General features: G+C 69.7%; 23 protein-coding genes. 15 read left to right on the top strand and 8 right to left on the bottom strand.

Going from position 1 to position 22,951, the window contains the following annotated elements; all coding sequences use genetic code 11:
• Positions 1-9 precede the first annotated feature (9 nt).
• Positions 10-1,866 (top strand): DUF4012 domain-containing protein, encoded by a 1,857-nt coding sequence (locus QFZ21_RS06600; protein ID WP_307375719.1) that lies wholly within the window; start codon positions 10-12, stop codon positions 1,864-1,866.
• 34 nt (positions 1,867-1,900) lie between these two features.
• Here QFZ21_RS06600 and lepB read toward each other — a convergent pair whose 3' ends face one another.
• Complete coding sequence (lepB, locus tag QFZ21_RS06595; protein WP_307375717.1) at positions 1,901-2,578, bottom strand: signal peptidase I; 678 nt, start codon at positions 2,576-2,578, stop codon at positions 1,901-1,903.
• A gap of 49 nt (positions 2,579-2,627) precedes the next feature.
• Here lepB and QFZ21_RS06590 point away from each other — a divergent pair, with 49 nt between their 5' ends.
• Entirely contained in the window at positions 2,628-3,698 is a 1,071-nt protein-coding gene (locus QFZ21_RS06590; protein ID WP_307375714.1) for an acyltransferase family protein, read from the top strand.
• Position 3,699: 1 nt separating this feature from the next.
• On the opposite strand, the gene QFZ21_RS06585 is transcribed toward QFZ21_RS06590, so the two are convergent.
• From QFZ21_RS06585 to QFZ21_RS06575, 3 genes are all read right to left on the bottom strand, one after another.
• A complete protein-coding gene (locus tag QFZ21_RS06585; protein ID WP_307375712.1) occupies positions 3,700-4,692 on the bottom strand; it encodes a MauE/DoxX family redox-associated membrane protein in 993 nt (330 codons plus the stop codon).
• A gap of 89 nt (positions 4,693-4,781) precedes the next feature.
• Positions 4,782-5,291, bottom strand: coding sequence for a hypothetical protein (locus tag QFZ21_RS06580; protein WP_307375711.1), 510 nt, complete (start codon positions 5,289-5,291; stop codon positions 4,782-4,784).
• Positions 5,292-5,481: 190 nt separating this feature from the next.
• Positions 5,482-6,384: a helix-turn-helix domain-containing protein gene (locus QFZ21_RS06575; RefSeq protein WP_307375709.1), complete on the bottom strand. Its 903-nt coding sequence runs from the start codon at positions 6,382-6,384 to the stop codon at positions 5,482-5,484.
• Positions 6,385-6,588: 204 nt separating this feature from the next.
• Between QFZ21_RS06575 and QFZ21_RS06570 the strand changes: the two genes are divergently transcribed.
• The gene (locus tag QFZ21_RS06570) at positions 6,589-7,674 is read left to right on the top strand and encodes a PqqD family peptide modification chaperone (protein ID WP_307375706.1); all 1,086 of its coding nucleotides are present in this window, start codon (positions 6,589-6,591) and stop codon (positions 7,672-7,674) included.
• Here the strand turns inward: QFZ21_RS06570 and QFZ21_RS06565 are convergent.
• The 4 genes from QFZ21_RS06565 to QFZ21_RS06550 form a co-directional block, all read right to left on the bottom strand.
• Entirely contained in the window at positions 7,665-9,122 is a 1,458-nt protein-coding gene (locus tag QFZ21_RS06565) for a polysaccharide biosynthesis tyrosine autokinase (protein ID WP_307375703.1), read from the bottom strand. The two genes, QFZ21_RS06570 and QFZ21_RS06565, sit on opposite strands and share 10 nt — an antisense overlap.
• A 94-nt stretch (positions 9,123-9,216) precedes the next feature.
• The gene (locus QFZ21_RS06560) at positions 9,217-9,990 is read right to left on the bottom strand and encodes a low molecular weight phosphatase family protein (RefSeq protein WP_307375700.1); all 774 of its coding nucleotides are present in this window, start codon (positions 9,988-9,990) and stop codon (positions 9,217-9,219) included.
• Positions 9,971-10,462, bottom strand: coding sequence for a VanZ family protein (locus QFZ21_RS06555; RefSeq protein WP_307375697.1), 492 nt, complete (start codon positions 10,460-10,462; stop codon positions 9,971-9,973). Before QFZ21_RS06555 ends, QFZ21_RS06560 begins: the two co-directional genes overlap by 20 nt.
• Positions 10,463-10,497: 35 nt before the next feature.
• Positions 10,498-11,442: a Ppx/GppA phosphatase family protein gene (locus QFZ21_RS06550; protein WP_307375695.1), complete on the bottom strand. Its 945-nt coding sequence runs from the start codon at positions 11,440-11,442 to the stop codon at positions 10,498-10,500.
• 36 nt (positions 11,443-11,478) lie between these two features.
• Here QFZ21_RS06550 and coaA point away from each other — a divergent pair, with 36 nt between their 5' ends.
• The 12 genes from coaA (at position 11,479) to QFZ21_RS06490 (ending at position 22,951) form a co-directional block, all read left to right on the top strand.
• Positions 11,479-12,423 carry a type I pantothenate kinase gene (coaA, locus tag QFZ21_RS06545; protein ID WP_307375693.1) on the top strand — a complete coding sequence of 315 codons (945 nt, stop codon included), beginning with the start codon at positions 11,479-11,481 and terminating at the stop codon, positions 12,421-12,423.
• A 178-nt stretch (positions 12,424-12,601) separates the two neighbouring features.
• Entirely contained in the window at positions 12,602-14,449 is a 1,848-nt protein-coding gene (gene glmS, locus QFZ21_RS06540; protein ID WP_307375689.1) for a glutamine--fructose-6-phosphate transaminase (isomerizing), read from the top strand.
• Between the two features lie 105 nt (positions 14,450-14,554).
• Positions 14,555-14,914: a holo-ACP synthase gene (locus QFZ21_RS06535; RefSeq protein WP_307375686.1), complete on the top strand. Its 360-nt coding sequence runs from the start codon at positions 14,555-14,557 to the stop codon at positions 14,912-14,914.
• Positions 14,911-16,017 (top strand): alanine racemase, encoded by a 1,107-nt coding sequence (alr, locus tag QFZ21_RS06530; RefSeq protein WP_307375683.1) that lies wholly within the window; start codon positions 14,911-14,913, stop codon positions 16,015-16,017. The genes QFZ21_RS06535 and alr overlap by 4 nt, the downstream gene beginning before the upstream one ends.
• Positions 16,014-16,496 (top strand): tRNA (adenosine(37)-N6)-threonylcarbamoyltransferase complex ATPase subunit type 1 TsaE, encoded by a 483-nt coding sequence (gene tsaE / locus QFZ21_RS06525; protein WP_307375680.1) that lies wholly within the window; start codon positions 16,014-16,016, stop codon positions 16,494-16,496. Before alr ends, tsaE begins: the two co-directional genes overlap by 4 nt.
• Positions 16,493-17,293, top strand: coding sequence for a response regulator transcription factor (locus QFZ21_RS06520; protein WP_307375676.1), 801 nt, complete (start codon positions 16,493-16,495; stop codon positions 17,291-17,293). Before tsaE ends, QFZ21_RS06520 begins: the two co-directional genes overlap by 4 nt.
• Before the next feature lie 209 nt (positions 17,294-17,502).
• On the top strand, positions 17,503-19,095 hold the full coding sequence (locus QFZ21_RS06515; protein ID WP_307375674.1) for a cell wall metabolism sensor histidine kinase WalK: 1,593 nt from the start codon (positions 17,503-17,505) through the stop codon (positions 19,093-19,095).
• Positions 19,092-20,291 (top strand): hypothetical protein, encoded by a 1,200-nt coding sequence (locus QFZ21_RS06510; RefSeq protein WP_307375671.1) that lies wholly within the window; start codon positions 19,092-19,094, stop codon positions 20,289-20,291. The genes QFZ21_RS06515 and QFZ21_RS06510 overlap by 4 nt, the downstream gene beginning before the upstream one ends.
• On the top strand, positions 20,288-20,905 hold the full coding sequence (gene tsaB, locus QFZ21_RS06505) for a tRNA (adenosine(37)-N6)-threonylcarbamoyltransferase complex dimerization subunit type 1 TsaB (protein ID WP_307375668.1): 618 nt from the start codon (positions 20,288-20,290) through the stop codon (positions 20,903-20,905). Before QFZ21_RS06510 ends, tsaB begins: the two co-directional genes overlap by 4 nt.
• Complete coding sequence (rimI, locus tag QFZ21_RS06500; RefSeq protein ID WP_307375665.1) at positions 20,902-21,390, top strand: ribosomal protein S18-alanine N-acetyltransferase; 489 nt, start codon at positions 20,902-20,904, stop codon at positions 21,388-21,390. Before tsaB ends, rimI begins: the two co-directional genes overlap by 4 nt.
• Positions 21,387-22,466, top strand: a complete 1,080-nt coding sequence (gene tsaD, locus QFZ21_RS06495; protein WP_307375662.1) for a tRNA (adenosine(37)-N6)-threonylcarbamoyltransferase complex transferase subunit TsaD — start codon at positions 21,387-21,389, stop codon at positions 22,464-22,466. The genes rimI and tsaD overlap by 4 nt, the downstream gene beginning before the upstream one ends.
• Positions 22,463-22,951, top strand: a complete 489-nt coding sequence (locus QFZ21_RS06490; protein WP_307375659.1) for a hypothetical protein — start codon at positions 22,463-22,465, stop codon at positions 22,949-22,951. The genes tsaD and QFZ21_RS06490 overlap by 4 nt, the downstream gene beginning before the upstream one ends.

Below are 22,951 nucleotides of genomic sequence, written 5' to 3'. Positions count from 1 at the left end.
ATAGGAGAGATGTCCTCTTCGCACCAGACCCGCGCTAGTTTGCGCGCCGACGACCGCGCTCAGCGAAAACGCCCGCATCGTCGTCGACGGGTCGTGTGGATGGTCATCGGCGTGCTCGCCCTCCTCGTGGTCGCCGTCGTCGCGCTCTCGGCCGTTGCCGCGTCCAAGGCGCTGAGCGTCCGCGACTCACTGACTCCGGCGGTCCCGATAGCCAGCGGGATGCCGGCGAAGGTCATAGCGGGCGATGCGGAGGGAGCCGCGACCGACGCCGCCGCACTCAAGGAGCTGTCTGCACGCGCCGTGTCCCAGACCGAAGGACTGGACTGGCAGATCGCGGAATGGATCCCGGCCGTCGGCCAGAATCTCGCCGCTGTTCGAGCCGCGGCGGAGAGCATCGACGAGGTTGCCGACTTCGCCGTTGACTCTTTGCCGAGTCTCGACCTCGCCGCCTTCCGCCCCGTCGGCGGGGCGATCGACCTCGCCGCGATCCGAGGTCTTGAGAAGGTCGTCACCGGCGGTGCTGTGACGTTCGCGGGGGTGAGCGCTCGGATCGAGGATATGGACCGCACTTTCCTCCTGCCCCAGGTCACCGACGCGCTGACCACCCTGGACGACGCAGTGTCGGGCGTCGACGACACCCTCGGCTCATTGTCGCCCATCCTCAAGATCCTTCCCGCAGCTCTTGGGGAAGGCACGCCCCGCACCTACCTGCTGATGTTCCAGGGCAACTCCGAGCTGCGCGCATCGGGTGGCAACCCGGCGGCGCTGGCGCTCGTCACCGCAACGGATGGCCGCATCGAACTGACGACCCAGGCGACCAGCGTCCAATTCGCCAATGCGCGCCCGGAGAGCATTGCTCCGCTCGATGCAGAGACGGAGGGACTGTACTCCGACATCATCGGCCGCTGGATCCCGAACATGACCGCCACCCCTGACTTCCCGACGACAGTCGAAATCATGCGTGCCTGGTGGGCAGACGAGGGTCTCCCTCCCTTCGACGACGTGATCTCGACCGATCCTGTGGCACTGAGTTACATGCTCAAGGCAACAGGACCGATCCCGCTGGCGACCGGCGAGACGCTCACCAGCGACAACGCAGTCTCGCTGCTCCTCAATGAGGTCTATTTCAATTACGGTCAGATCGTTGATGGCGAGATCGTCGATGCCTCCGCTCAGGACCTCTTCTTCGCCTCGGCGGCCGCGCAGATCTTCTCCAAGCTGACGGCCGGCGTCGACAACCCGCTCGCGCTGTTCGACGCGTTCCGCCAGGCGACCGACGAGAGCCGGATGAAGATATGGTCGTCGAACCCCGACATCGAGGCGATGATGGCCGGCACCAGGCTTTCTGGGACGCTTCCGGCAACGAACGACGACCAGACGATCGCCGGTGTCTATTTCAACGACACCACTGGTGCGAAGACCGACTATTACGCCGATGCCAACGTCGTTGCGAGCACCGACCAGTGCACAGCTGCCGGTCCTCCCACGTTCCGTCAGACGATCACCTTCGCGAACAACATCACCCCGGAGCAGGCCGCCGGCCTGCCGTACTTCATCACCGGACCGCACTACAGGCCGGGCGACATCGCGACCGACGTCGTGGTCTACACGCCTGTCGGTGCGACGATCACGTCGTGGAACGTCGAGGGAGCGCTGCGCTCCTCGTTGGTCACGGAGGGAACGCACCTCGGCCGCTCCGCCGTCCGGATCAGCGTCGTGACGACTCCTGAGACCGCCGCGACGATCACGGTCGAGATGAAGGGCGCCGAGGGCACCATGGGGGCGGACTACGGCGCCTACGACGTCTGGACCACGCCCATGGTGAGGGAGACACCCGTGAAGCTGGAGACGCCCGGCTGCGGCTGACCGATGCGATCGGCCAGGCGCTGACGACAGCCGCCTACGGCCCGCCCCAGCGCGATACCGGCCAGAGGATCGGCCCTGCCTTCCCGAACACCGAATCGCGCTGCATCCACCGCCAGCAGTCCTCGCCCGGGTCCGCGACGCCACGGCACGGGAACACGGAGTCGGCCGAGTTCGCCCTGTTGTCGCCGAGCACCAGGTAGGCGCCCTCGGGAACCGTCACCGTCGCGAAGCACCGCGACGACATCGGCGTCGAGTCGCAGTCCAGGTCGCTCGCGACGAACGGGAGGTCGTTCACGACGTAGGGCTCATCGAGGGGTTCGCCGTCGACGAGCACTCTTCCTTGGGCATCGCAGCATTCGACCGTCTGCCCGGGGCCGGCGATCACTCTCTTCACCAGGACGTGCGGGCGGATGCCGGTGCTCTCGCCGACCCACTGCAGTGCGCCCGTCAGCCAGTTGCCCGCCACGGGCTTCTCGCCCCAGTGGGCGTCGGGCCGGAAGACGACGATGTCTCCGGGGGCGGGGTCTGACCCGACGAACGCCAGCCGGTTCACGATGAGACGGTCGCCAGGCTCCAACGTCGGGGACATCGAGCCGGAGGACGGCTGACCCACGAAGGCGACGATGATCGCCGTCAGGGCCAACGCCAAGGCGACATTGATCCAGACCCCGAATCGACGGCGGCGCGGAGCAGGAGCTTCGGCAGTCGTCATGTCGGTCTCCAGGTCGCGCGCACGGGGGTTCACCCAATACTGTCAGGTCATGTCCCCAGAACCCGAGAGCTCGTCAGTGCTGCCGGGGGAGCGACGCCTCCTCCGCGCCTCCACTCCGAAACGTCTTCTGATCCCCGACATCCTCCGCGGCTTCGCGATCATCGCGATGCTGATCGCGCACGCGGCATCCTTCGTTCCGAATGCCCCGTGGGTCGTGCATTTCGCCACCTCGATGTTCAGCGAGGTCGCGTCACCCCTGTTCGCGCTCGTGATGGGCATGTCGGCTGAGCTCGTCTGGCGGCGCGGCGGGAGAGTGGGCACGACTCTCCTGCAGCAGGTGCTGCGCGGACTCTTCCTCATCGTGCTGGGCGTCTGGATGGCCACCTGGGGCTCGTGGGTCGCAGTGATCCTCTCGTACCTCGGCGTGCTGATCATCCTCGGGGCGCCGATCCTGCTGGCGCGCACTCCGATCGTGATCGCCGTGGCGGCAGCGCTCCTCGTCGTGAGCCAGCCGCTTCTGAGCGTCGCCCGCACCTGGGTCTGGGTCTACTCTGCTCCGGCTCCGGTCCGGGAAGTCATGACCTGGATGTTCCTCGGTCCGCAGTACCGCGTGGTGAATCTGTTGCCGATGTTCCTGATCGGCGCCCTGCTCATCCGCCACGGGCTGAAGCGGGACCGGCTGCTGTGGGCCCTGGCCGCGGCAGCGCCGCTCGCTTACGTCGCCTGGGGGATCGGGCAGCGGCTGGGCACGGTGCAATCGGGCGACTACCTCGACACCCTCAAGGATCTCGGCCTCGTGTTCGCCGTCTACGTGTGCGTCGTGCTCGCCGCGACGGTTCGCCGTGAACGCGCGGAGCGGTTCTGGGCGGCGATCTTCGTTCCGCTCCGCGCCTGCGGACAGGTCGCCCTGTCTCTGTATCTGCTGCACGTGGCACTCATCGCACTCTGGAACAACGCCTACGGCCGCCCCGCCGACAACTTCTACCCCGGCTGGCTGGTCATCGTGCCCGGCATGATCCTCGTGGGCTGGCTGTGGTGGCGTTTCATCGGCACAGGTCCGGTCGAGTGGGTCATGGGCTGGATCACCGGACGGCCCAAGGCCCTGCGCCGAGCCGGTTGACTCAGGCCGAGGGTGTCTCGGCGAGCGCCAGGATGCTGTCGAGGAGCTGCACGACCTCGTCGCTCCCGATGGCGAGCGGTCCGGCCTGAGTGCCGTCGGTGCCGATGAGCGCGGCCACCGGAGTACCAGGGCCGGTGCCGAGGTGGCTCGCGAGAGACCCGCCCACATCGAGGGCGAACCGGGCGGTGCGGGGGAGCGGGTGCGTCGACTCGACGTCGGCCGCGCCGGAGACGGCTCTCTGCACGACGTAGACGTCGACCAGGGCACTCACGTCGTCCTCGGCCACCTGAAGCGCAGCAAGGGCCGTCTCGCACGCGTGACAGCCGGGTGACACGAAGAAGACGAGTCGAGCGCGTACGCCGGGTGCGAGGACGTCGATGATCTCGGCGCTGTCCGTAAGAAGGACGGCGCCGATGCCCCGCGCGGGAGCGGCGGCCGTGGCCGGGGCGCCGACAGCCGATCGGACGATGGACCAGACGGCGAGGCCGATCATCGCTGCCGCTGCCGTCGCGCCGATGACGACTGCGGCCGAATCAAGAGCTGTCACCGCGACCGGCACGCCCATCGGTACTCCGGCGACAGCCTGGACCCAGAACGTGGGGATCAGGACGCCCAGGGCCGCGGCCAGGAGGATGGCATTCCGCGTGATCAAGCGTGGGCCGATCGCCGACGGGAGCCAGTCGCCGAAGCATCCGCAGTCATCGGTCACCCCGAGCCGGTGCGCGCGGGTGACGACGAGCAGGAGCCCGCCGGTCAGCAGCACGGCAGCTGTCGCCGCGGCCACGAACACCCACCCGGAGGTCGTGAGCAGGCCGATCGCCACGACGAGCTCGACCATGATGATGCCGATCGCGGCGGCACCCGGATGACGCACCGGAAGCTGCAGCGCATTGAACGCCGCGCGACCGCGGTCTGCGGAGCGGAGCTTGCCGACCGCACTCACCGCGAAGACCCCCGCGAGGAACGCCGCCAGGGGGATCACGAATGCGCTCATGACCTCATCCTCCCGGATCAGCGGAGCGGCCGGACCCCGAAGGGCCCGGCCGCTCTGTGCTGTGGATGCTCAGATCCTGCGTCGGCCGATCAGCCGGCCGAGCAGAGGATCAGCGTCGAGTTGACGTTGCCCGCGGTCTTCGCGCCGGTGGCGGTGTAACCGGTGGGGAGCGACGACACGGCGTTGAGCGTGAAGGCGACCGAGATCGACAGCGTCGTGCGGACCGCGATCGTCGCGCCGGCCGGTACAGCCGCGGTCAGCACGATCGAGCGGCTGGTGGGCGAGAGGACGTTGACCGCAGCCGTGCCACCGGTGACGCTGAAGACGCCGATGTTGGCGATGCCGCCACCGGAGATCGTGATGGTGGTGCCGACGGGCAGCGGCTCGGTCGGGCCGGCGGTCAGAGTGAAGCCGGGGCCGAGGAGGCCGAGCGTGCCGCAGGATCCGTTGAGCGCGAAGGCGCCCAGGTCGACGGTCGATGCAGCGGCGAGCGGCGTCGCGACGGCTGCTGCGATGACCGGGACGGACCATGCGGCGCCCTTGACGACGGTGCGGCGCGAGAAGCCCTTGCTGTTGTTGTTGGTGATTTCTTCGGTCACGTGAGTGCCCTCCCTCATAGATGCAGATGCGGTTTCCCGCTTGTGTCGGTGAAGAGACGACACGTTGTCTGCATCCCCCAGGAGCCTCTTCGAGACTCAAGTTATGGGCGCGACGGAAGGCGAAAACATCGATTGGAAGAAGTCAGCGCATTGTGCGCTTAACCTGCGCGATCTGAGCGAAAAACGGCTGTCAGACCGCTGCGCGGCGCTGTGACCGGAGCGCGCGAGGCGTGGTTCTGTAGGCCTCGTCGAGGGCCCGGCGCAGGCTCATCGGCGACTGGAAGCCAGCGCGCTGCGCGATCTGTTCGATGCTCAGCACGTCGTAGCGGCTGTCGACCAGGAGCGATCGGGCGAGCCGCGCCCGCTGCCGTCGGATCTCGCCGGCGACGCTGTTCTCGGCCTCGGCGAAGACCAGCTGGAGCTGGCGCAGAGACGACTGCACCTCGCGGGCCACCTGGGTCGGTGTGAGGCTCGGATCGCCGCACTGCTGAGCGATCACGGCGATCGCCCGATCGCGCAGCACGGCGCGCGGAGAGCCGTGCCCGGACACCGCCCCGACGCGGTCGAGGAGGATCGCTCCGCCCATCTCCAGGACCAGTTGCTCCACCGCGTAGCGCTCGATGGCGGTGGCCTGCTCATCGGCATCCAGCAGTCCCTCGATGAAGTCCTGCATGGCGCGATCGAGCAGGCGTCGTTCCGGGAACACCTGCACGTCGGTGGGCAGCGCGGGCACGAAGGACGCCATGGCCGCCCGCGGAACGAAGGCGATCGCAGCGTGCCACGAGCCCTGCCAGCGCAACCCGCGGGTGATGCCGCTCGCCGCGACCACCAGGCCGCTGCCGATCTCGACCCACGGCTCGTCGGCGAGCTTCGACCACACCCGGTCTGCTTCGACGAAAGCGAAAACCGCCTGGTCGGGGCGAGCGGCAGCGGTGTCGACCTTGAATTCCGTGGACGTCCCGCGGGACGAGAGGAGAGTGACGGCACCGGGCGTGCGCTCGCGGGCGCGCACGGGGAGGCGGTTGCCGACGGCCCGGAAGCCATGCTCGATCAGCTCCTGCGGGCCGATCTCCCTCACGATTCCGAGATCCACGCCACACCCTTCTGTGTGTTTCGAAAGCGCGCCGAACAAGTCCTCGGACGTCGACCCCCTCAGATCGACACCCGCTCGCGCTTGCGTGGTGGCTACGCTACCCGGTCGTCGACGGTCGAGCGCAACCCGTGCCGTGCATTTCGTCTGGTGTCAGATGTTTACGCGCGCTCCGGCGAGACTTCTGTTGCTCGATAGGCTGAGACCATGGCAGATCGCTTTCTCGTCAGCGCGGTCGGCGCCATCGTCGAGGTCGACGTCTCGTCGCGAGATGAGCGCTTCCAGCGTCGCGCGTACGAGGCCTGGGCGGATGCTCGGTACGACGGAGCGCAGGAGGCGGATGCCGTCACCGCGGTGCGCGAGGGCATCGACGACGATGCCGCGCTGTCGTGGCTGTCGACCGACGTCACGGTCGCGGCGCTCGCCCACCGCCGCAACGATCCGATCTGGATGCTGCACGCCGCAGGACTCGCGGACGACCGTGGGCGGGTCGTCGTGCTCAGTGCCGCATCCGGAACGGGCAAGACCACGGCTGCGCGCCACTTGGCGCGACGACTCGCCTACGTCAGCGACGAGACCGTCGGCATCGACGCGACAGGTCGGGTGGTGCCGTATCGCAAGCCGCTGTCGATCATCCGGGAGCACTCCGCACACAAAGATCAGGTCGCCCTCTCCGGCATCCACGGACCCCGCCCGCTGCCGGAAGGACTCCGCGTCGCGAAGATCGTCGTGATCGACCGCACGCCGGACGGCCCCGAGCAGCCGCAGATCGACGAGTTGGAGTTCTCAGAGGCTCTCGAGCTGCTCGGACCGCAGACCAGCTATCTGGGCGAGGGAGAAGCGCCCCTGCAGCTGATCGCCGCGATCCTGGACGCGACCGGAGGCGCGGTGCGGATCAGGTACCGCGAGGTCGTGGCGATCGACGAGCTCATCGACGACCTGCTCGCCACCGAGACGCGACCGCTCGGTCCGGTCGCACCGCGTCGCCTCGACGAGACCGTCGTGCCGCGAGAGGGCACCTTCGTCCGCTCAGCTGTCGTCGATGAGCTCGAGCGCGACGGGCGCACGGTGCTGCTGAGGCGCACGCTCACCGGCGGACGGATCCACGTGCTCGACGGGATCGGCCCTGCCCTCTGGTCGGCCGCCGACGGACGGACGCTCGACGAACTGACCTCTGCCGTCATCGCCGAGCACGGGGCGCCGGAAGGCGCAGACGCCCGCTCGCTCGTCGATGCCGCCGTGCGGGAGCTCGTCGAGGACGGGCTCCTGCAGACCGCCGCGCCTCAGACCTGAGCGGCTCCCCGACGGCGCACGCCGGGCGTCTCATCCTCGGAATCGCCCTCGTCGTCCTTCTGCGCGTACCGCTCGTAGGCGCCGTAGTACTCGCGGCCGTAGTACGCGGATTCGGCGCCCTTGCGGGGCACACGGTTCAGGACGACGCCGAGCACGCGACCCGTGGTGCGGGTGATGTTGTCGATCGCGCGCTGCAGCATGTCGAAGGTGGTCTTGCCCGACGAGACGACGATCAGCACACCGTCGGCGCCGGCGGCGAGGACGGCGGCATCCGTCACCGGCAGCACCGGCGGAGAGTCGAGGATCACGATCGCCGACTTGCTGATCTCGGCGAGGAAATCGCGCATACGGTGCGACCCGAGCAGCTCGCTCGGGTTCGGCGGGATGCGCCCGGCGCCCACGACGGCCAGCGGAACGTCGCGTGACGGACGGTGAGCCACGTCCTGCAGGTCGGCCCGGCCGGCGAGGACATCGGTGAGTCCCACATCGCGGGACATGCCGAAGATGTCGGCGATGACCGGACGACGCAGGTCGCAGTCGATCAGGATCGCCCACTGCCCGGCTGCGGCGAGACTCGACGCGAGGTTCACCGACACGGTCGACTTGCCGTCGCCGGGCACGGAACTCGTCACCACGATGACCCGTGGCGGGTTGTCCACGTCGATGAACTGCAGGTTCGTGCGCAGCTCGCGCATCGCCTCGATGGTGTGGTGAGAGACGCCGTGCTGCGACTCCAGCGAGAAGTCGATCACCTGACGTTCGTCGGCCATCGACTTCTCGAGCGGCAGCGTGCCGATCACCGAGACGCCGGTCTCCCGCTCGATGTCGCGAGGATGACGCACGCGTCGGTCGAACGTGTGCCGCACGAAGGCGTATACGAGCCCGAGGGCGAGCCCGGCGAGAGCGCCGATGATCACGTTGAGCCGTGTGTTCGGCGAAGACGGAGCGGAAGGAAGCCTGGCCGAGTCGCCCACCATCAGCGAGATGGCCGCCGGGGTCTCGGCGGTTCCGCCCTCGAGCTTCTCGATCTCGATGGCCATTCCGTCGAGCCACGCCTGGGCGAGCGCCTGCGCCGATTCAGGAGTGGAACCGGTGGCGGTCACCTTCAGGGCGGTCGTGTCGACGGGGTTCGTCACAGAGACGCGATTCACGAGCACATCGGGGGAGGCGTCGATGCCGAGCTCCTCGATCGCGTGCTCCGCCACGGCGCGCCACGATCCGAGGTTGAGGTACGACTTCACCCGGCTCTGGGCGAGCTGGTTGCCCACCAGCGCACTGCCGCTCGTTCCGTCGCCGCCGACCGCGGTGACGATCCCGGTGGTGTCGGCGGCGTACACGCGGGGCTGAAGGCTGCTCCAGCCGAAAGCGGCCGCGGCTCCGACGATCGTGGCGACGATGATCACGATCCAGTGCGCGCGCAGGATGCGCACGTAGTCTCTGAGTTCCAACTCTTTATCCCCTCATGCATCCCGTGGGGAACTCGGGATGCAGATACGACAACGAGCATACGGTGAACGCCCCTCACACGTGGGCAGGCGCGGCTCAGGTGAGTGCGGCGCGGACGATCCGTTCGACCTCGTCGAGCGCGGGGACCAGCTGGCCGGCGGAACGGGCGTAGGTCTCGCGAGAGCGCCGGTACGGGTCGACCACGTCGTCGTCTTCGGCCACGCCCTGGGTCAGCCCGCGCTGTTCGGCGACCGCGCGCAGCACCGCGGCGAAACGGTCCTGAGGATTCTCGCCGGCGGCGTCGGCGGCCGCGCGGGCAGCTTCCGTGCTCAGCGTCGATGCGAGTCGCGCGAACTCCCGCACCGTGAAGGTTCGCCGCAACCTGTTCGGCATCATCTTGACCACGTGGGAGCGGTGCTCACGGGCCATGGTGAGCACCAGGTCGGCGTCAGCGAGAAGCGGCTCCACCAGGTACCGGGCCAGATGCGCGGCCGCCGTCGACGGATCAGCACCCGCCTGGGCAGCGAGCTCGAGGGCGGGCTCCGGCATGCCGTGACCGACGAGGGCGTGCGTGCCCGCGCTGTGCACGCGGACCCCGAGCGACTCCAATCGGGCGCGCAGGAGGACCTCGGCGAGAGGAGAGCGGCAGATGTTCCCGGTGCACACGGTGAGGATCGTCAGAGCGGCCGCGGGAGCGGCGGGGCTGGGGTCGCCGCCGAGGAAGTCGGGCAGTGAGATGTGACCGCTATCCCGGGTGTCGTGGGGCGGCTCGGCAGCGGGAGCGGCCGGTTCGGCGGCGGACTGCTGCATCTTGCGCCACTCCCGGCGGCTCACACCGGGGGGAGGTCCGTCATCGCGGGGGGAGTTCACGCCACCAGCCTACGGCTCGACGCCCGCCGGCAGGCCGCCACCAGGTCAGGAAGGCCGCGATGATCGCCCCGCCGATCAGCGTGCCGAGGGTGTTGGCCATGACGTCGGAGATCGTCGGGTACCTCGAGGGCATGAGCCCCTGGACCGTCTCGATCAACCCGCTCAGGAGCGCCCCGATCAGCACGACCTGCCACAGCCGCAGGCGCGGCCACGCGAACAGGAGCAGCGCTCCGATCGGGACGAAGAGAGCGACGTTCGCCAGATACTCCAGCACCACCGCGCTCGACTGGTACGAGGCGATGCCCGCTGCAGCCACCCACCGCGCGAGGAGGCCGACGAGGCCGGTCACCTTCGCCGAGACGACTGCTGGCAGCCACACCGTGAACCCGACGAACAGCAGGTACCCGGCGAGGAGCACCTTCGCGACCACCGGCCGCAGCAGAGTGCGGGTGGCGGCGGGGGCGGGGGGCATGCCGTCATGCTAGCCAGACCTGCCGACCGCGGCTCTCAGCTTCGCGCACCGCTCCAGTTGAGCTGCTCGATGTAGCGCAGCAGCACTCCCTCGCGTAGAGCCCAGGGCGAGACCTCGAGCTCGTCGATGTCGAGCGCGGTCATGGCGCTGTGCAGGGAGACCGCTGCCGCGACGATCTGGAAGGTCCGGTCCGGAGTGATTCCGGGGAGCTCCTGACGAGCGGATGCCGGCAGGCGCGCGAGCCGCGGGATCCACGACCCCAGTGAGGCTCGCGGCAGCAGCATCCGGTCGGTTCCCGACCAGCCGGGAGCCGGGTACCCGACCAGTCGGGCCAGCGACCGGATCGCCTTCGAGGAGCCCACCACGTGATCGGGCCGGGGGAGCCCGATGAACCGCGGCAGCACCCCGGAGAGGGTCTTCTTGGCGTGCGCGCGCAGCCGTTCGACGTCGTCCTCGCCCGGCGGATCGTTCGGCAGGAACTGCACCGTCATGCGTCCGGCGCCCAGGGGGACGGATGCTGCGGCGTCCGGCAGCTCCTCCCCGCCGGCGGCGATCTCGAGCGAGCCGCCCCCGATGTCGAGCAGCAGCAGCTGACCGGCCGACCAGCCGAACCAGCGCCGTACGGCGAGGAACGTCAGCTCGGCCTCGGTCTCGCCGTCGAGCACCTGCAGCGGCTGTCCCAGCGCGGTCTCGATGCGCTCGATCACCTCGGCGCCGTTGCGGGCGTCGCGCACCGCGCTCGTGGCCGTGGCGAGCAGCTCGTCGACCTTCTCGGTCTCGGCGACGCGGCGGGCCTGCGCGACCGCCGATTCCAGGGCAACGACTCCCTCTTCGGAGATCGAGCCGTCGGGGGTGAGGTAGCGCATGAGGCGCAGCACCGTCCGATCGCTCGTCTTGGCGAGCGGCCGGCCGCCGGGGCGGACGTCGGCTGCGAGCATATGGACGGTGTTGGAACCGATGTCGAGGACTCCGAGGCGCACGGGAAGAGACTACTCGTGCCCCGATACGATGGACGGGTGACCATCGTCGACTCCACGCCGCCGCTGTCTCCGTACCGCGAGATCGGGCGCGCGGAGTGGGCGCGACTCGCCGCAGGCATGGACCAGCCGCTCAGCGAGACCGAGGTCGTCGAGGTCCGCGGCATCGGCGACCGGCTGAGCATGACCGAGGTGCGCGAGGTGTACCTCCCGCTGAGCCGCCTGCTCAGCCTCTACGCGACCTCGACCAAGCGCCTGGGGGCGGCGACCTCGTCGTTCCTGCAGGAGGACGACACCACCACCCCGTTCGTGGTCGGCGTCGCAGGCTCCGTTGCGGTCGGCAAGTCGACGATCGCCAGGCTGCTGCGCGAGTTGATGAGCCGGTGGCCGGGCACGCCTCGGGTGGAGCTGGTGACCACCGACGGGTTCCTCTATCCCAACGCCGAGCTCGAACGCCGCGGGCTGATGGAGCGCAAGGGCTTCCCCGAGTCGTACGATCGCCGCGCGCTCCTCGAGTTCCTCACCGAGGTCAAGAGCGGCGCCCCCGAGGTGCGCGCTCCCTTCTACTCGCACATGCGCTACGACATCGTCCCCGACGCGCACGTCGTGGTGCGCCGTCCCGACGTCGTCATCGTGGAGGGGCTGAACGTGCTGCAGCCGCCGCCTGCGCCGAACGACGTGGCAGTCAGCGATCTGTTCGACTTCTCGATCTTCGTCGACGCCGACACCGCGCATATCGAGAAGTGGTACGTCGATCGGTTCCTCGCGCTCCGCCAGGGGGCGTTCAGCAATCCGTCGTCCTACTTCAACGTCTTCGCGCATCTGACCGACGAGGAGGCGATCACGACGGCGCTCGGATACTGGAACGAGATCAACATGCCGAACCTCGTCGAGAACGTGATGCCGACCAAGCATCGCGCAAGGCTGGTCCTGAACAAGGGCGTCGACCATACGGTCGAATCCGTCCTCCTCCGCAAGCTCTGACGTCTCGGCATCCGCCCCTCTGCTCCCGGCATCCGCTCTGCTGATCCGGGCATCCGCTCCTCTGCTCCCGTGGCATTTCGTGCGGGTTCGTGGCCGCTGAACCCGCGAGAAGTGCCACGGGAACCACCAGGACATATTGTTCGGACGACTCGCAAAAGTTCGCGCTTATCTTTGAACCATGTGTGGAATCGTCGGATACGTGGGCCCGCGCCCCAGCCAGGACATCCTTCTCGCCGGTCTCGCCCGCCTCGAGTACCGCGGGTATGACTCTGCGGGCGTCGCCGTCATCGACGGCGAAGGCTCGCTCGGGATGCGCAAGAAGGCGGGCAAGCTCGCCATGCTGCGCGACTCGCTCGCCGACGCTCCGCTGCCCGACGGCTCCACCGGCATCGGGCACACGCGCTGGGCGACCCACGGCGGCCCGACCGATGTGAACGCACACCCGCACCTCGCCGACGATGACAAGCTCGCCGTCATCCACAACGGCATCATCGAGAACTTCTCCGCGCTGCGGGGCGAACTCCTCGCCGACGGCGTCGTGTTCCGCAGCGAGACCGACACCGAGGTGGCCGCGGCCCTCCTCGGTCGCGAGTACGCCGGCAACGGCGGCGACCTGCAGCTCGCGTTCCGCAACGTCGTGAACCGCCTCGAAGGCGCCTTCACGCTCCTCGCGATGCACCAGGACCACCCGGGCCTCGTCGTCGGCGCCCGCCGCAACTCGCCGCTCGTGATCGGACTCGGCGAGGGGGAGAACTTCCTCGGATCCGACGTCGCCGCGTTCATCGAGTACACCCGCAAGGCACTCTCGATCGGCCAGGACCAGATCGTCTCGATCACGCCCGGTGCCGTCACGGTCACCGACTTCTTCGGTGCGCCCGTCGAGGCCGAGCCGTTCGACGTGTCGTGGGATGCCGCCGCCGCCGAGAAGGGCGGCTGGTCGAGCTTCATGGCCAAGGAGGTCTCCGAGCAGCCCGAGGCCGTGGCCAACACGATTCGCGGCCGCGTCCAGGACGGCCAGGTCGTCATCCCCGAGCTCGACGGTCTCGACGAGCTCTTCATCGGCATCAACCGCGTCATCATCACGGCCTGCGGCACGGCTTCCTATGCGGCCCTCGTCGGCAAGTACGCGATCGAGCAGTGGGCGCGCGTCGCGGTCGACGTCGAGCTCGCGCACGAGTTCCGGTACCGCGACCCGGTGATCGGCGCCGACACCCTCGTCGTCTCGATCAGCCAGTCGGGCGAGACGATGGACACGCTCATGGCCGTGAAGTACGCCCGTGAGCGCGGCGCACGCACGCTCTCGGTCTGCAACACGCAGGGCGCCACCATCCCGCGCGAGTCGGATGCCGTCGTCTACACCCATGCCGGCCCCGAGGTCGCCGTCGCCTCGACCAAGGCGTTCTCGGCGCAGATCACCGCGCTGCTGCTGCTCGGCCTGCACATGGGTCGCGTGCGGGGTACCGTCGCGGACGCGTCGACCGACGTCGAGGAGCTGCTGTCGCTGCCCGACAAGATCGCCAGCGTCCTGGAGCGCGAGCAGGAGCACGTCACGCAGCTCGCCGGCTGGATGGCCGACACCCGCTCGGTGCTCTTCCTCGGCCGTCACGTCGGCTACCCGATCGCGCTCGAGGGTGCGCTCAAGCTCAAGGAGATCTCCTACATCCACGCCGAAGGCTTCGCCGCGGGTGAGCTCAAGCACGGACCGATCGCGCTCATCGAGCCGGGTCAGCCGGTGTTCGTGCTGGTGCCGTCGCCTCGTCACTCGGCGCTCGTGCACTCCAAGGTCGTCTCGAACATCCAGGAGATCCGCGCTCGCGGCGCCCGGGTCATCGTGATCGCCGAAGAGGGCGACGCCGCGGTGCTGCCCTTCGCCGACGAGGTCATCCACATCCCGCTCGCCGGCGCGATGTTCGAGCCGCTGCTCGCCGTGGTGCCGCTGCAGATCTTCGCGATGGCGCTCGCCACCGCCAAGGGTCTCGACGTCGACCAGCCGCGCAACCTCGCGAAGTCGGTCACGGTCGAGTAAGACCACCTCCTTCTTCTCTTGGGCAGAGGGCGTGAGAGCTCCCGAACACTCGATACGCGCAGACGCATCGCTCAACCTACGCGCCTGGCTCGGTAGGCTGAGCGGATGATCATCGGGACCGGCATCGACCTCGTGGACATCCCGCGGTTCGAGCGGACCATCACGCGGACCCCGCGGCTTCTCGAACGGCTCTTCGCTCCGGCCGAGCGCACGCTGCGTCTGCCGTCGCTGGCGGCCAGGTACGCGGCGAAAGAGGCCTTGATCAAGGCTCTCGGCGGCTCCGACGATGTGCACTGGACCGAGATCGAGGTCGCCTCGGAAGCCTCGGGTCGCCCGCACTTCGTGCTGTCCGGCTCGACCGCCGCGGTGGTCGAAGCCCGCGGCATCCTCACCCTGCACCTGACCCTGACCCACGACGCGGGTCTCGCCGCGGCTTTCGTCGTCGCCGAAGGAGCACCGCTGTGACCGCCCCGTTCCGCGAAGCGCTCATCGACCTCGACGCCATCGCCGACAACGTCCGCCACTTCCGCCGACTCACCCGGGTCGAGGTGATCGCCGTCGTGAAGGCGAACGGCTACGGCCACGGTGCCGCGGCCGCCGCGGTCGCCGCGCTCTCCGCCGGCGCGACCAGGATCGGCGTCGCCGAGATCCCTGAAGCGCTCGAGCTGCGCCGGCAAGGCGTGCATGCGCCGATCCTCGCCTGGCTGCATGCGCCGGGCGAGCGGTTCGAACAAGCGGCCGCGCACGACATCGAGGTCGGCATCTCCTCCTTCGACCAGCTCGAGGCGGCGGCGGCCGCGGCAGCTGTGGACCGCCCCGTCGGTGTGCACCTGAAGTTCGAGACCGGTCTGTCCCGTAACGGCATCGCCCCGGCTGACTGGGGGCGTGTGCTCGCGGAGACAGCGCGGCTCGAGCGCATCGGGCGGCTCCGCGTCGTCGGCCTGTTCAGTCACCTGTCGAACACATCGGTCGAGGACGACCGGGCCGCACTCGCGAAGTTCGGCGAGGGTGTTGCGGCTGCGGCGGCCGTCGGCATCCGCCCCGAGATCCGTCACCTCGCGGCCACCGCCGCCGCCATCGACCTGCCGGAGACGCGGCTCGACGCGGTGCGCGTCGGCATCGGGCTCTACGGGTTGTCGCCCTTCGATGACCGCTCGTCCGCTGAGCTGGGCCTCCGCCCCGCGATGACGCTGCGCGGAGCCGTCGCGGCGGTCCGTCGTGTTCCCGCCGGCACCGGTGTGTCCTACGGCTACGACCACCGGACCGACCGCGACGCGACGCTGGTGCTCGTCCCCTTCGGTTACGCCGACGGCGTGCCGCGCAGCGCGTCGGGAAGGCTCCCCGTCTCGATAGCCGGGCGCCGCTTCCTGAACGTGGGCCGGATCGCGATGGATCAGTTCGTGGTCGACGTCGGCGACACCCCGGTCTCGATCGGCGACGAGGTCGTGCTGTTCGGCGACCCCACACTCGGCGTCCCCTCGGCGGCGGAATGGGCGGATGCCGCGGGCACGATCAACTACGAGATCGTCACCCGCATCGGTCCTCGAGTTCCGCGGAGGGCGTCATGAGCGTCGATCAGGCCTTCCTCGGGCGGCGAGAGGTCGAGACGTCCGAGGCGATGGAGCAGCTCGGTCTTCGCATCGGCGAGCAGCTCACGGCCGGGGACCTGCTCATCCTCACCGGGCCGCTGGGCGCGGGGAAGACGACGTTCACCCGGGGGCTCGCCGAAGGTCTCGGGGTGCGCGGTCCCGTGCAGAGCCCGACCTTCGTGATCGCCCGGACCCATCCCTCACTGGTGGGACGGGCGCCGCTCGTGCACGTCGACGCGTACCGGCTGGGGTCGGCCGACGAACTCGACGACCTCGACCTGGATCTCGCCCGATCGGCGGTCGTCGTCGAGTGGGGGCGCGGCCTCGCCGAGGAACTCGCGGATGCGTGGTGGGACATCGAGATCGAGCGCCCGGTGGGCGGAGACGACATCGATCCGTCGGAGCTCGACGCCGACGCCCCGAGGATCGTCACGATCACTCGCGAGACCGCGTCGTGAGCGAGCGGACGGCCGGATCGCTCGTCGCCGTGATCATCGAAGACGACTCGGGCGTGCGATCCCTCCTCGACGAGGTATTCAACGCGGCCGGATTCCGGACGGTGCTCGCGGGCTCCGGCGAAGACGGCCTCGCCGCGGTCGAGGCGAACGGACCTGTGATCACCACCCTCGACATCAACCTTCCCGGGATCGACGGCTTCGAGGTGGCTCGCCGGATCCGCCGGATCAGTTCGACGTTCATCATCATGCTCTCGGCCCTCGCGGAGGAGACGGATGTCGTCCTCGGGCTCACGTCGGGGGCGGACGAGTATCTGGTCAAGCCCTTCCGGCCGCGTGAGCTGCGCGCCCGGATCGAGGCACTGCTCCGGCGCCCCCGTGAGGTGGACAACGGTGCGGCGCAGCTGCCGCGGACCGCCGAGGTCCCGCTCGTGTCGAGCGCGCCGGCCACGGTGTCGACCTGGCGTGGACGGGTGCACTTCGATCTGAGCCTCGACCTCGACACCCGGGTGGTCCTGGTCGCGCAGCAGAGGGTTGATCTGACGCCGACCGAGTTCGAGCTGCTCGCGACCCTGCTCGCATCGAAGCGGCGGGTGTGCAGCAAGACGGAACTCGCCCTGGGGCTCCGCGGCATCGAGCCCGGCGGGACCGGTCATGTCAGCGAGCCCGACAAGCGGGCGATCGAGACCCACATCGCGAATCTGCGGCGCAAGCTCGGCGACAGCGCAGCGGCGCCTCGATACATCGAGACGGTGCGCGGGGTGGGCTATCGGCTCACGCCCGAGGAACCCAATCCCTGACGCGCTGCTGTCGAGGCCGCGGCTCCCCAGCCGCGGCCTCAGCGCCTGCGAATCCCCACTCGCGCGGCCCCAGCGCCTGCGAATCCCCAGTCGCAGAGTCGGCCCCCACACAGAATGTTAGAACGCCGGACATACCTGAAGAGCGCAAAGGCCCGATCTTTGAGTAATCTTGCGACAAAGCTGAGGATCCACCGGAGGGCGGGCATTTCATGATCCGCACCGTGTCGATCTGGCGATGGCAGCTGGTGTTCACGGGGAGCATCGTGGCGATCGTCGTCATGATCACCGCCTTCACGCCGCAGACGCTCACGATCCCGCTGTTCATCGCCGGGCTCGCGCTCGTGGTGTTCACGACGCTGCTCACCCTCGCGGTGCCCTGGCGTCGTCTTCCGCGGACGGCGGTCGTCACGCTGCCGCTGCTCGACGCGCTCGCGGTCGGTCTCACCACGAGCGCCCCCGACCTCCGTCTCGGTCTGCTCTGGGTGTTCCCCGTCACGTGGCTGGCGACCTACTTCTCGATGCCGTGGGTGCTCGGCGGCGTCGCCTTCATCAGCGCCTGCCTCGTGGCTTTCGCCGAGCACACCGGCGAACCGGCCGAGGTGCTGCTGCGCGTGCTGACCGTGATCATCACCCTGAGCTTCCTCGGCGTCACCGTCCGCGTCGGGTCGCAGCGCTCGCGCGCCGCGCGGAGACTGCTCGAGCGCCGGTCGGATCAGGTGAACCGGGCTGCCGAGCGCGCGCAGACGAACCAGCAGCGGGTGACGCAGATCATCGACGCGCTGGGGGTGGCGCTGGTCGTGGTGGCCGGCGACGGCCGCATCCTCCAGATGAACGATGCCTATCGGGCGCTGTACGGGCGTGATCGCTTCGGCGCCGCGGTGCCGTCGGCGGCCGTCGAGTACGACCAGCGACGCGGTGCCGCGGTGCCGCCGGACCTCACGACGCTGGCGCGGGCTGCGGCCGGCGAGAAGCTGGACGACGAGCGCGTCTGGCTGTTCGACAGCAACGGGCAGTGGCGCGCGCTGCAGGTGAGCACGCAGACGATGGCGAGCGAGGACGAGCACATCGCCCTCGTCATCATCGACGACGTGACCACGGTGCTCGACGCCGCCGAGGAGCGCCGTACGCTCGCCGCCATCGTCTCGCATGAGCTGCGCAATCCGCTCACGGCGATCATCGGTCACGTCGATCTGCTGCTGGAGCGCGACGATCTTCCGACCCGCGTCACCGCGCAGCTCGAGGTCATCGCCAACGCCGGTGAGCGGATGGAGGATCTCGTGGCGTCGACCCTGGAGTCGACGAAGCATGTGCCGGATGAGCCCTTCGAGCCCGTCGACCTCCGTCAGGTCGTCGAGGCGTCGGCCGCCTCCTTCGCACCGTTGATATCGAGCAGCAGGAAAGAGCTGGAGGTCAGCGGAGCGGAGAGCATGGTGATCTACGGCGACGCGTTCCGGCTGCGCCAGGTGATCGACAATCTGCTGAGCAACGCCGTCAAGTACACCCCGGCCGAGGGCCGCATCACCGCAGAGCTCGGCTCGGCGCCGGATGGCCAGGCGGAGCTCTCGATCCGCGACACCGGGACGGGGATCGCGGCCGACGAACTGCCCCGCCTCTTCGAGCCGTACTTCCGCACCGAGCGGGCGGTGCTCGCCGGTGTCGCCGGGACCGGCCTCGGCATGGGCATCGCCCGCGACATCGTCGAAGCCCACGAGGGCAGCATCAGCGTCGACAGCACCCTGGGTGCCGGCACCATCGTCACCCTGCGCTTCCCGCAGCGGCGAGTCAAGGAGGTCCTCGCGTGAACGGTCTCGCGCTCGTGCCCGTGCAGGTCGACATCACCACGAGCATGGTGGCGGTCGTCACCGTGCTCGCCGCGCTGGTCCTGGGTCTCGCGACCCTGGCCCGCCCCGGTCGAGCGACCGTGGCGTGGGGTGCGGCCTTCTCGCTCGGCGTGCTCGGCGCCTACCTCTGGCTCGGCGGCCACCTGACGGACGCGCCGGTGCTGCGGGCCGCTGCATCCGCTCTGCTGCTCTGCTTCGAGCCCCTCGTCTGGCTCGGCCTGCGCCTGCACCACCGTCAGCGGGTGACGTGGTGGCCGGTCGCCGTGTTCGTGCTCGTCGCGCCGGTGCTGCTGGTGCTCACCGCCGGCGGGCCCTGGTATCTGGCGGCCTTCCACGCGGTCTTCGTCGGGAGCGGGGTCTTCGCGGCTCTGGTGGCCTACGAGCTGCTCCGGCGCCGACCCGCCTCCCTCGACATCGTGCTCCCGCTCGCGCTTGCCTCGTGCGCCGTGGTCATCGTCGCGGTCGCGAGCGCCGTGTTCGCCCTGCTGAGTGGCGGCGACAGCACTGACGCGCAGCTGAGCGCCCTCCGCGGCATGAACGCCGTCGGCACCCTCGTGGTCAGCACCTGCGCGGCCTTCACGATCGTGCTCATGGTCAGGGCCGAGGCCGCGGCTCCCAGCGACGTCGACGGGGCAACGCAGCGCGCCCGCCGCCGTCTCGAGAAGGCGCACGCGCAGAACGAGCAGATCTGGTCGGTGCTCGATGTGCGCCTGGACGACCCGGCCGACCTGCGGGAGGCGTCCACCGGCTCGACGTTCGCCCTCATCGCCGATCGATTCCACGCCGACGTCGAAGAGACGCTCCCTGCCTCGGCGGATGCCGTGCGGATCGACGACAGCCGGGCCCTCGTCCTCATCCGCGGCAGCGACGAGGCGGTGCAGTTCCACATCCGCGAGATCCTGACCCGCATCTCGGTCATCCAGCGCGACGCCCCGGCCGACGGCATCCGATCATCCGCCAGCATCGGCTGGGCCTCCGTCGCCGTCCTCGGCTACGACTACGACGCTCTGGCGACCGCTGCAGCGGAGGCAGCGGTCCGGGCGCGTGCGGCCGGCGGCGACCGCTGGGACCGAGCCGGCACACGCGATGCGCCGGTCGCCGAGGTCACCGCGACGACGACCGCATCCGCGGCGCGCCCGGCTACCCTGGAGAGGTGATCCTCGCCGTCGACACCTCCCTGGGCACTGCCGTCGCCCTCATCGATGCCGACGGCACCCGCCGCGCCGAAGCGTCGACAATCGACCCGCTCGGTCACGCCGAGGTCATCGGCGATCTGCTCGTGCAGGTGCTCCGGGAGGCGGGTCCGGGTGAGATCACGCACGTCGTCGCGGGCATGGGGCCCGGGCCGTTCACCGGACTGCGCATCGGCATCGCGGCGGCACGCACGTTCGCGCTCGGACGCGGCATTCCCGTGGTCCCGGTGCCGAGCCATCTCGGAGCAGCACTGACCGCCCTGGAGACCGAGACCGGACCGTTCGCCGTCGTCACCGACGCCCGCCGCCGCGAGGTCGCGATCACCGTGGTCGACGGAATCGACGACGACGGCATCCCGCGCGTCGTCGCCGACACCCGCCTGGTGCGGGCGGTCGACGCGGAAGCGCACCTCGACGGCATCCGTCGCATCGACGTGGGCGCGCTCTCCGCCGTCGATCTGGCGCGCGTCGGCGCCCGTGCGCTCGCGGCCGACCGCGTTCTCGCCGGCGACGAGCCCCTCTATATGCGCCACCCGGACGTGACCGTGCCGGGCGCGCCGAAGAAGGTCGGGTCATGACCATCCGCGAGGCGACACCCGCCGATCTCGACGCGATCATGGGCATCGAGAACCGCTCGTTCCCCACCGACGCCTGGAGCGCGGAGGCCATGGCATCCGAGCTGGTCAGCCCGCACGGCCGCTACCTGGTCGACGAGCACGAGGGTGTCGTGGTCGGCTACGGCGGTGTACGCGCTCTGCAGGGGAGTGCGGATGCCGACATCCAGACCATCGCCCTCGACGCCGCACACCGCGGCGCAGGGCGGGGCCGGGCGCTGCTGCGCGCGCTGCTCGCGGCGGCGGTCCAACGCGGGGCGCGGGAGGTCTTCCTCGAGGTCAGGGCCGACAACCCGACCGCGGAAGGCCTGTACCTCGCCGAGGCCTTCGAGGAGATCGCCAGGCGCCCTCGCTACTATCAGCCGGACGACGTGGATGCGATCGTGATGCGCCGTGATCTGCGCCGGCATCCGCTGTCGACCGAGCAGCCGGAGGAGGCGAACGCATGAGTGAGCCCCTGGTGCTCGGCATCGAGACGAGCTGCGACGAGACCGGCATCGGCATCGTCCGCGGACGCACCCTCCTCTCCAACACGATCGCGTCCAGCATGGACGAGCACGCGCGCTTCGGGGGCGTGGTGCCCGAGGTCGCTGCACGCGCCCACCTCGAGGCCCTTCAGCCGGCCATCGACGCGGCTCTCGCCGAAGCGGGCGTGGGACTCGACGACCTCGACGCGGTCGCGGTGACCAGCGGTCCCGGCCTCGCCGGTGCGCTCATGGTCGGGGTCGGAGCGGCGAAGGGACTCGCGGTCTCGCTCGGAAAGCCGCTGTACGCCGTGAACCACCTCGTCGGCCACATCGCCGCCGACATCCTGACCCCGGACTCCGCTCCGCTCGAATACCCGACGATCGCGCTCCTGGTCTCGGGTGGGCACACGTCGCTGTTGCACGTGCGCGACCTGACGACCGACGTCGAGCTGCTCGGCGAGACCATGGACGACGCGGCGGGAGAGGCCTTCGACAAGGTCGCCCGACTGCTCTCGCTGCCGTACCCCGGCGGCCCCGAGATCGACCGGGCGGCGCGCGACGGCGACCCGCACGCGATCCGCTTCCCCCGGGGGCTCTCCCGCACCTCCGACCTGGCGAAGCACCGCTACGACTTCTCGTTCTCAGGGCTGAAGACGGCCGTCGCGCGATGGGTCGAGCGGTTCGAGGCCGATCAAGCGGACGGCGCGACGGAGTTGCCGGTGGCCGACGTCGCCGCGAGCTTCCGCGAGGCCGTGGTCGACGTGCTCGTGACGAAGGCGCTCGCCGCGTGCGCAGACCTCGGGGTTCCGCGACTGCTGTTGGGCGGCGGGGTCATCGCGAACCGGCGTCTGCGGGAGGTCGCGCTCGAACGCGCCGCTGAAGCGGGCGTGACCGTGCGCATTCCGCCGCTGTCGCTGTGCACTGACAACGGAGCGATGATCGCGGCTCTCGCCGCAGAACTGATCTCCTCCGGGCGTCCGCCGTCGACGCTCGCGTTCGGCGCGGATTCGACCCTCCCCGTCACGGAGATCCAGATCGCGGAAGCGGTGCCCGCATGACGGACGTTCCGCGATCACCCGAGCGCCCCGCGCCCGCCCCCATCCCGCCCACGCGCATCGAACGCCCGAGCGGTGAGGTCGAGCAGCCGTCGGGAGCCGCCAGGATCCCCGGCGCTCGCCGAGACGGGTACTCGAAGCTGCCGACGGGGCCGGTCGGCATCGAACCCGTGGTGGTGAGCGGCCCGGACATCGACGCCGCCGACGACACCGAGTGGGAGCCGACGGCCGGCGCGGCCACGGTCGACGACACCCGGCTCGCCCCCTGGGCTCTGCTCGCGGCGATCGTCGCGCTCGGGGCCTCGTTCTTCGTCGGCTGGGGCATCCCGGTGGCGATCGTCGCGGTCGTCGCGGCGATCATGTCGCTCCGACGCCCGGTCGAGAGCCGCGCGATCGCGCGCTGGGCGCTCGTGCTCGGGCTCTGCGCGACGGTCTACAGCCTGGGCTGGCTGGTCTGGGCGGGCATGCAGTTCGAGAGACTCGGATAG

It is taken from the genome of Microbacterium sp. W4I20, assembly GCF_030816505.1.
Lineage (GTDB): Bacteria > Actinomycetota > Actinomycetes > Actinomycetales > Microbacteriaceae > Microbacterium.
This window is presented reverse-complemented; position numbering and strand designations above follow the sequence as displayed.

What these genes read in the sequence shown, in the direction of transcription:
- QFZ21_RS06585 (WP_307375712.1), bottom strand. Translation starts at nt 4,692, where the DNA reads ATGAGCGCATTCGTGATCCCCCTGGCGGCGTTCCTCGCGGGGGTCTTC.
- QFZ21_RS06555 (WP_307375697.1), bottom strand. Translation starts at nt 10,462, where the DNA reads ATGCCCCCCGCCCCCGCCGCCACCCGCACTCTGCTGCGGCCGGTGGTC.
- rimI (WP_307375665.1), top strand. Translation starts at nt 20,902, where the DNA reads ATGACCATCCGCGAGGCGACACCCGCCGATCTCGACGCGATCATGGGC.
- QFZ21_RS06600 (WP_307375719.1), top strand. Translation starts at nt 10, where the DNA reads ATGTCCTCTTCGCACCAGACCCGCGCTAGTTTGCGCGCCGACGACCGC.
- glmS (WP_307375689.1), top strand. Translation starts at nt 12,602, where the DNA reads ATGTGTGGAATCGTCGGATACGTGGGCCCGCGCCCCAGCCAGGACATC.
- QFZ21_RS06515 (WP_307375674.1), top strand. Translation starts at nt 17,503, where the DNA reads ATGATCCGCACCGTGTCGATCTGGCGATGGCAGCTGGTGTTCACGGGG.
- QFZ21_RS06570 (WP_307375706.1), top strand. Translation starts at nt 6,589, where the DNA reads ATGGCAGATCGCTTTCTCGTCAGCGCGGTCGGCGCCATCGTCGAGGTC.
- tsaD (WP_307375662.1), top strand. Translation starts at nt 21,387, where the DNA reads ATGAGTGAGCCCCTGGTGCTCGGCATCGAGACGAGCTGCGACGAGACC.
- QFZ21_RS06490 (WP_307375659.1), top strand. Translation starts at nt 22,463, where the DNA reads ATGACGGACGTTCCGCGATCACCCGAGCGCCCCGCGCCCGCCCCCATC.
- lepB (WP_307375717.1), bottom strand. Translation starts at nt 2,578, where the DNA reads ATGACGACTGCCGAAGCTCCTGCTCCGCGCCGCCGTCGATTCGGGGTC.
- QFZ21_RS06535 (WP_307375686.1), top strand. Translation starts at nt 14,555, where the DNA reads ATGATCATCGGGACCGGCATCGACCTCGTGGACATCCCGCGGTTCGAG.
- tsaE (WP_307375680.1), top strand. Translation starts at nt 16,014, where the DNA reads ATGAGCGTCGATCAGGCCTTCCTCGGGCGGCGAGAGGTCGAGACGTCC.
- QFZ21_RS06590 (WP_307375714.1), top strand. Translation starts at nt 2,628, where the DNA reads ATGTCCCCAGAACCCGAGAGCTCGTCAGTGCTGCCGGGGGAGCGACGC.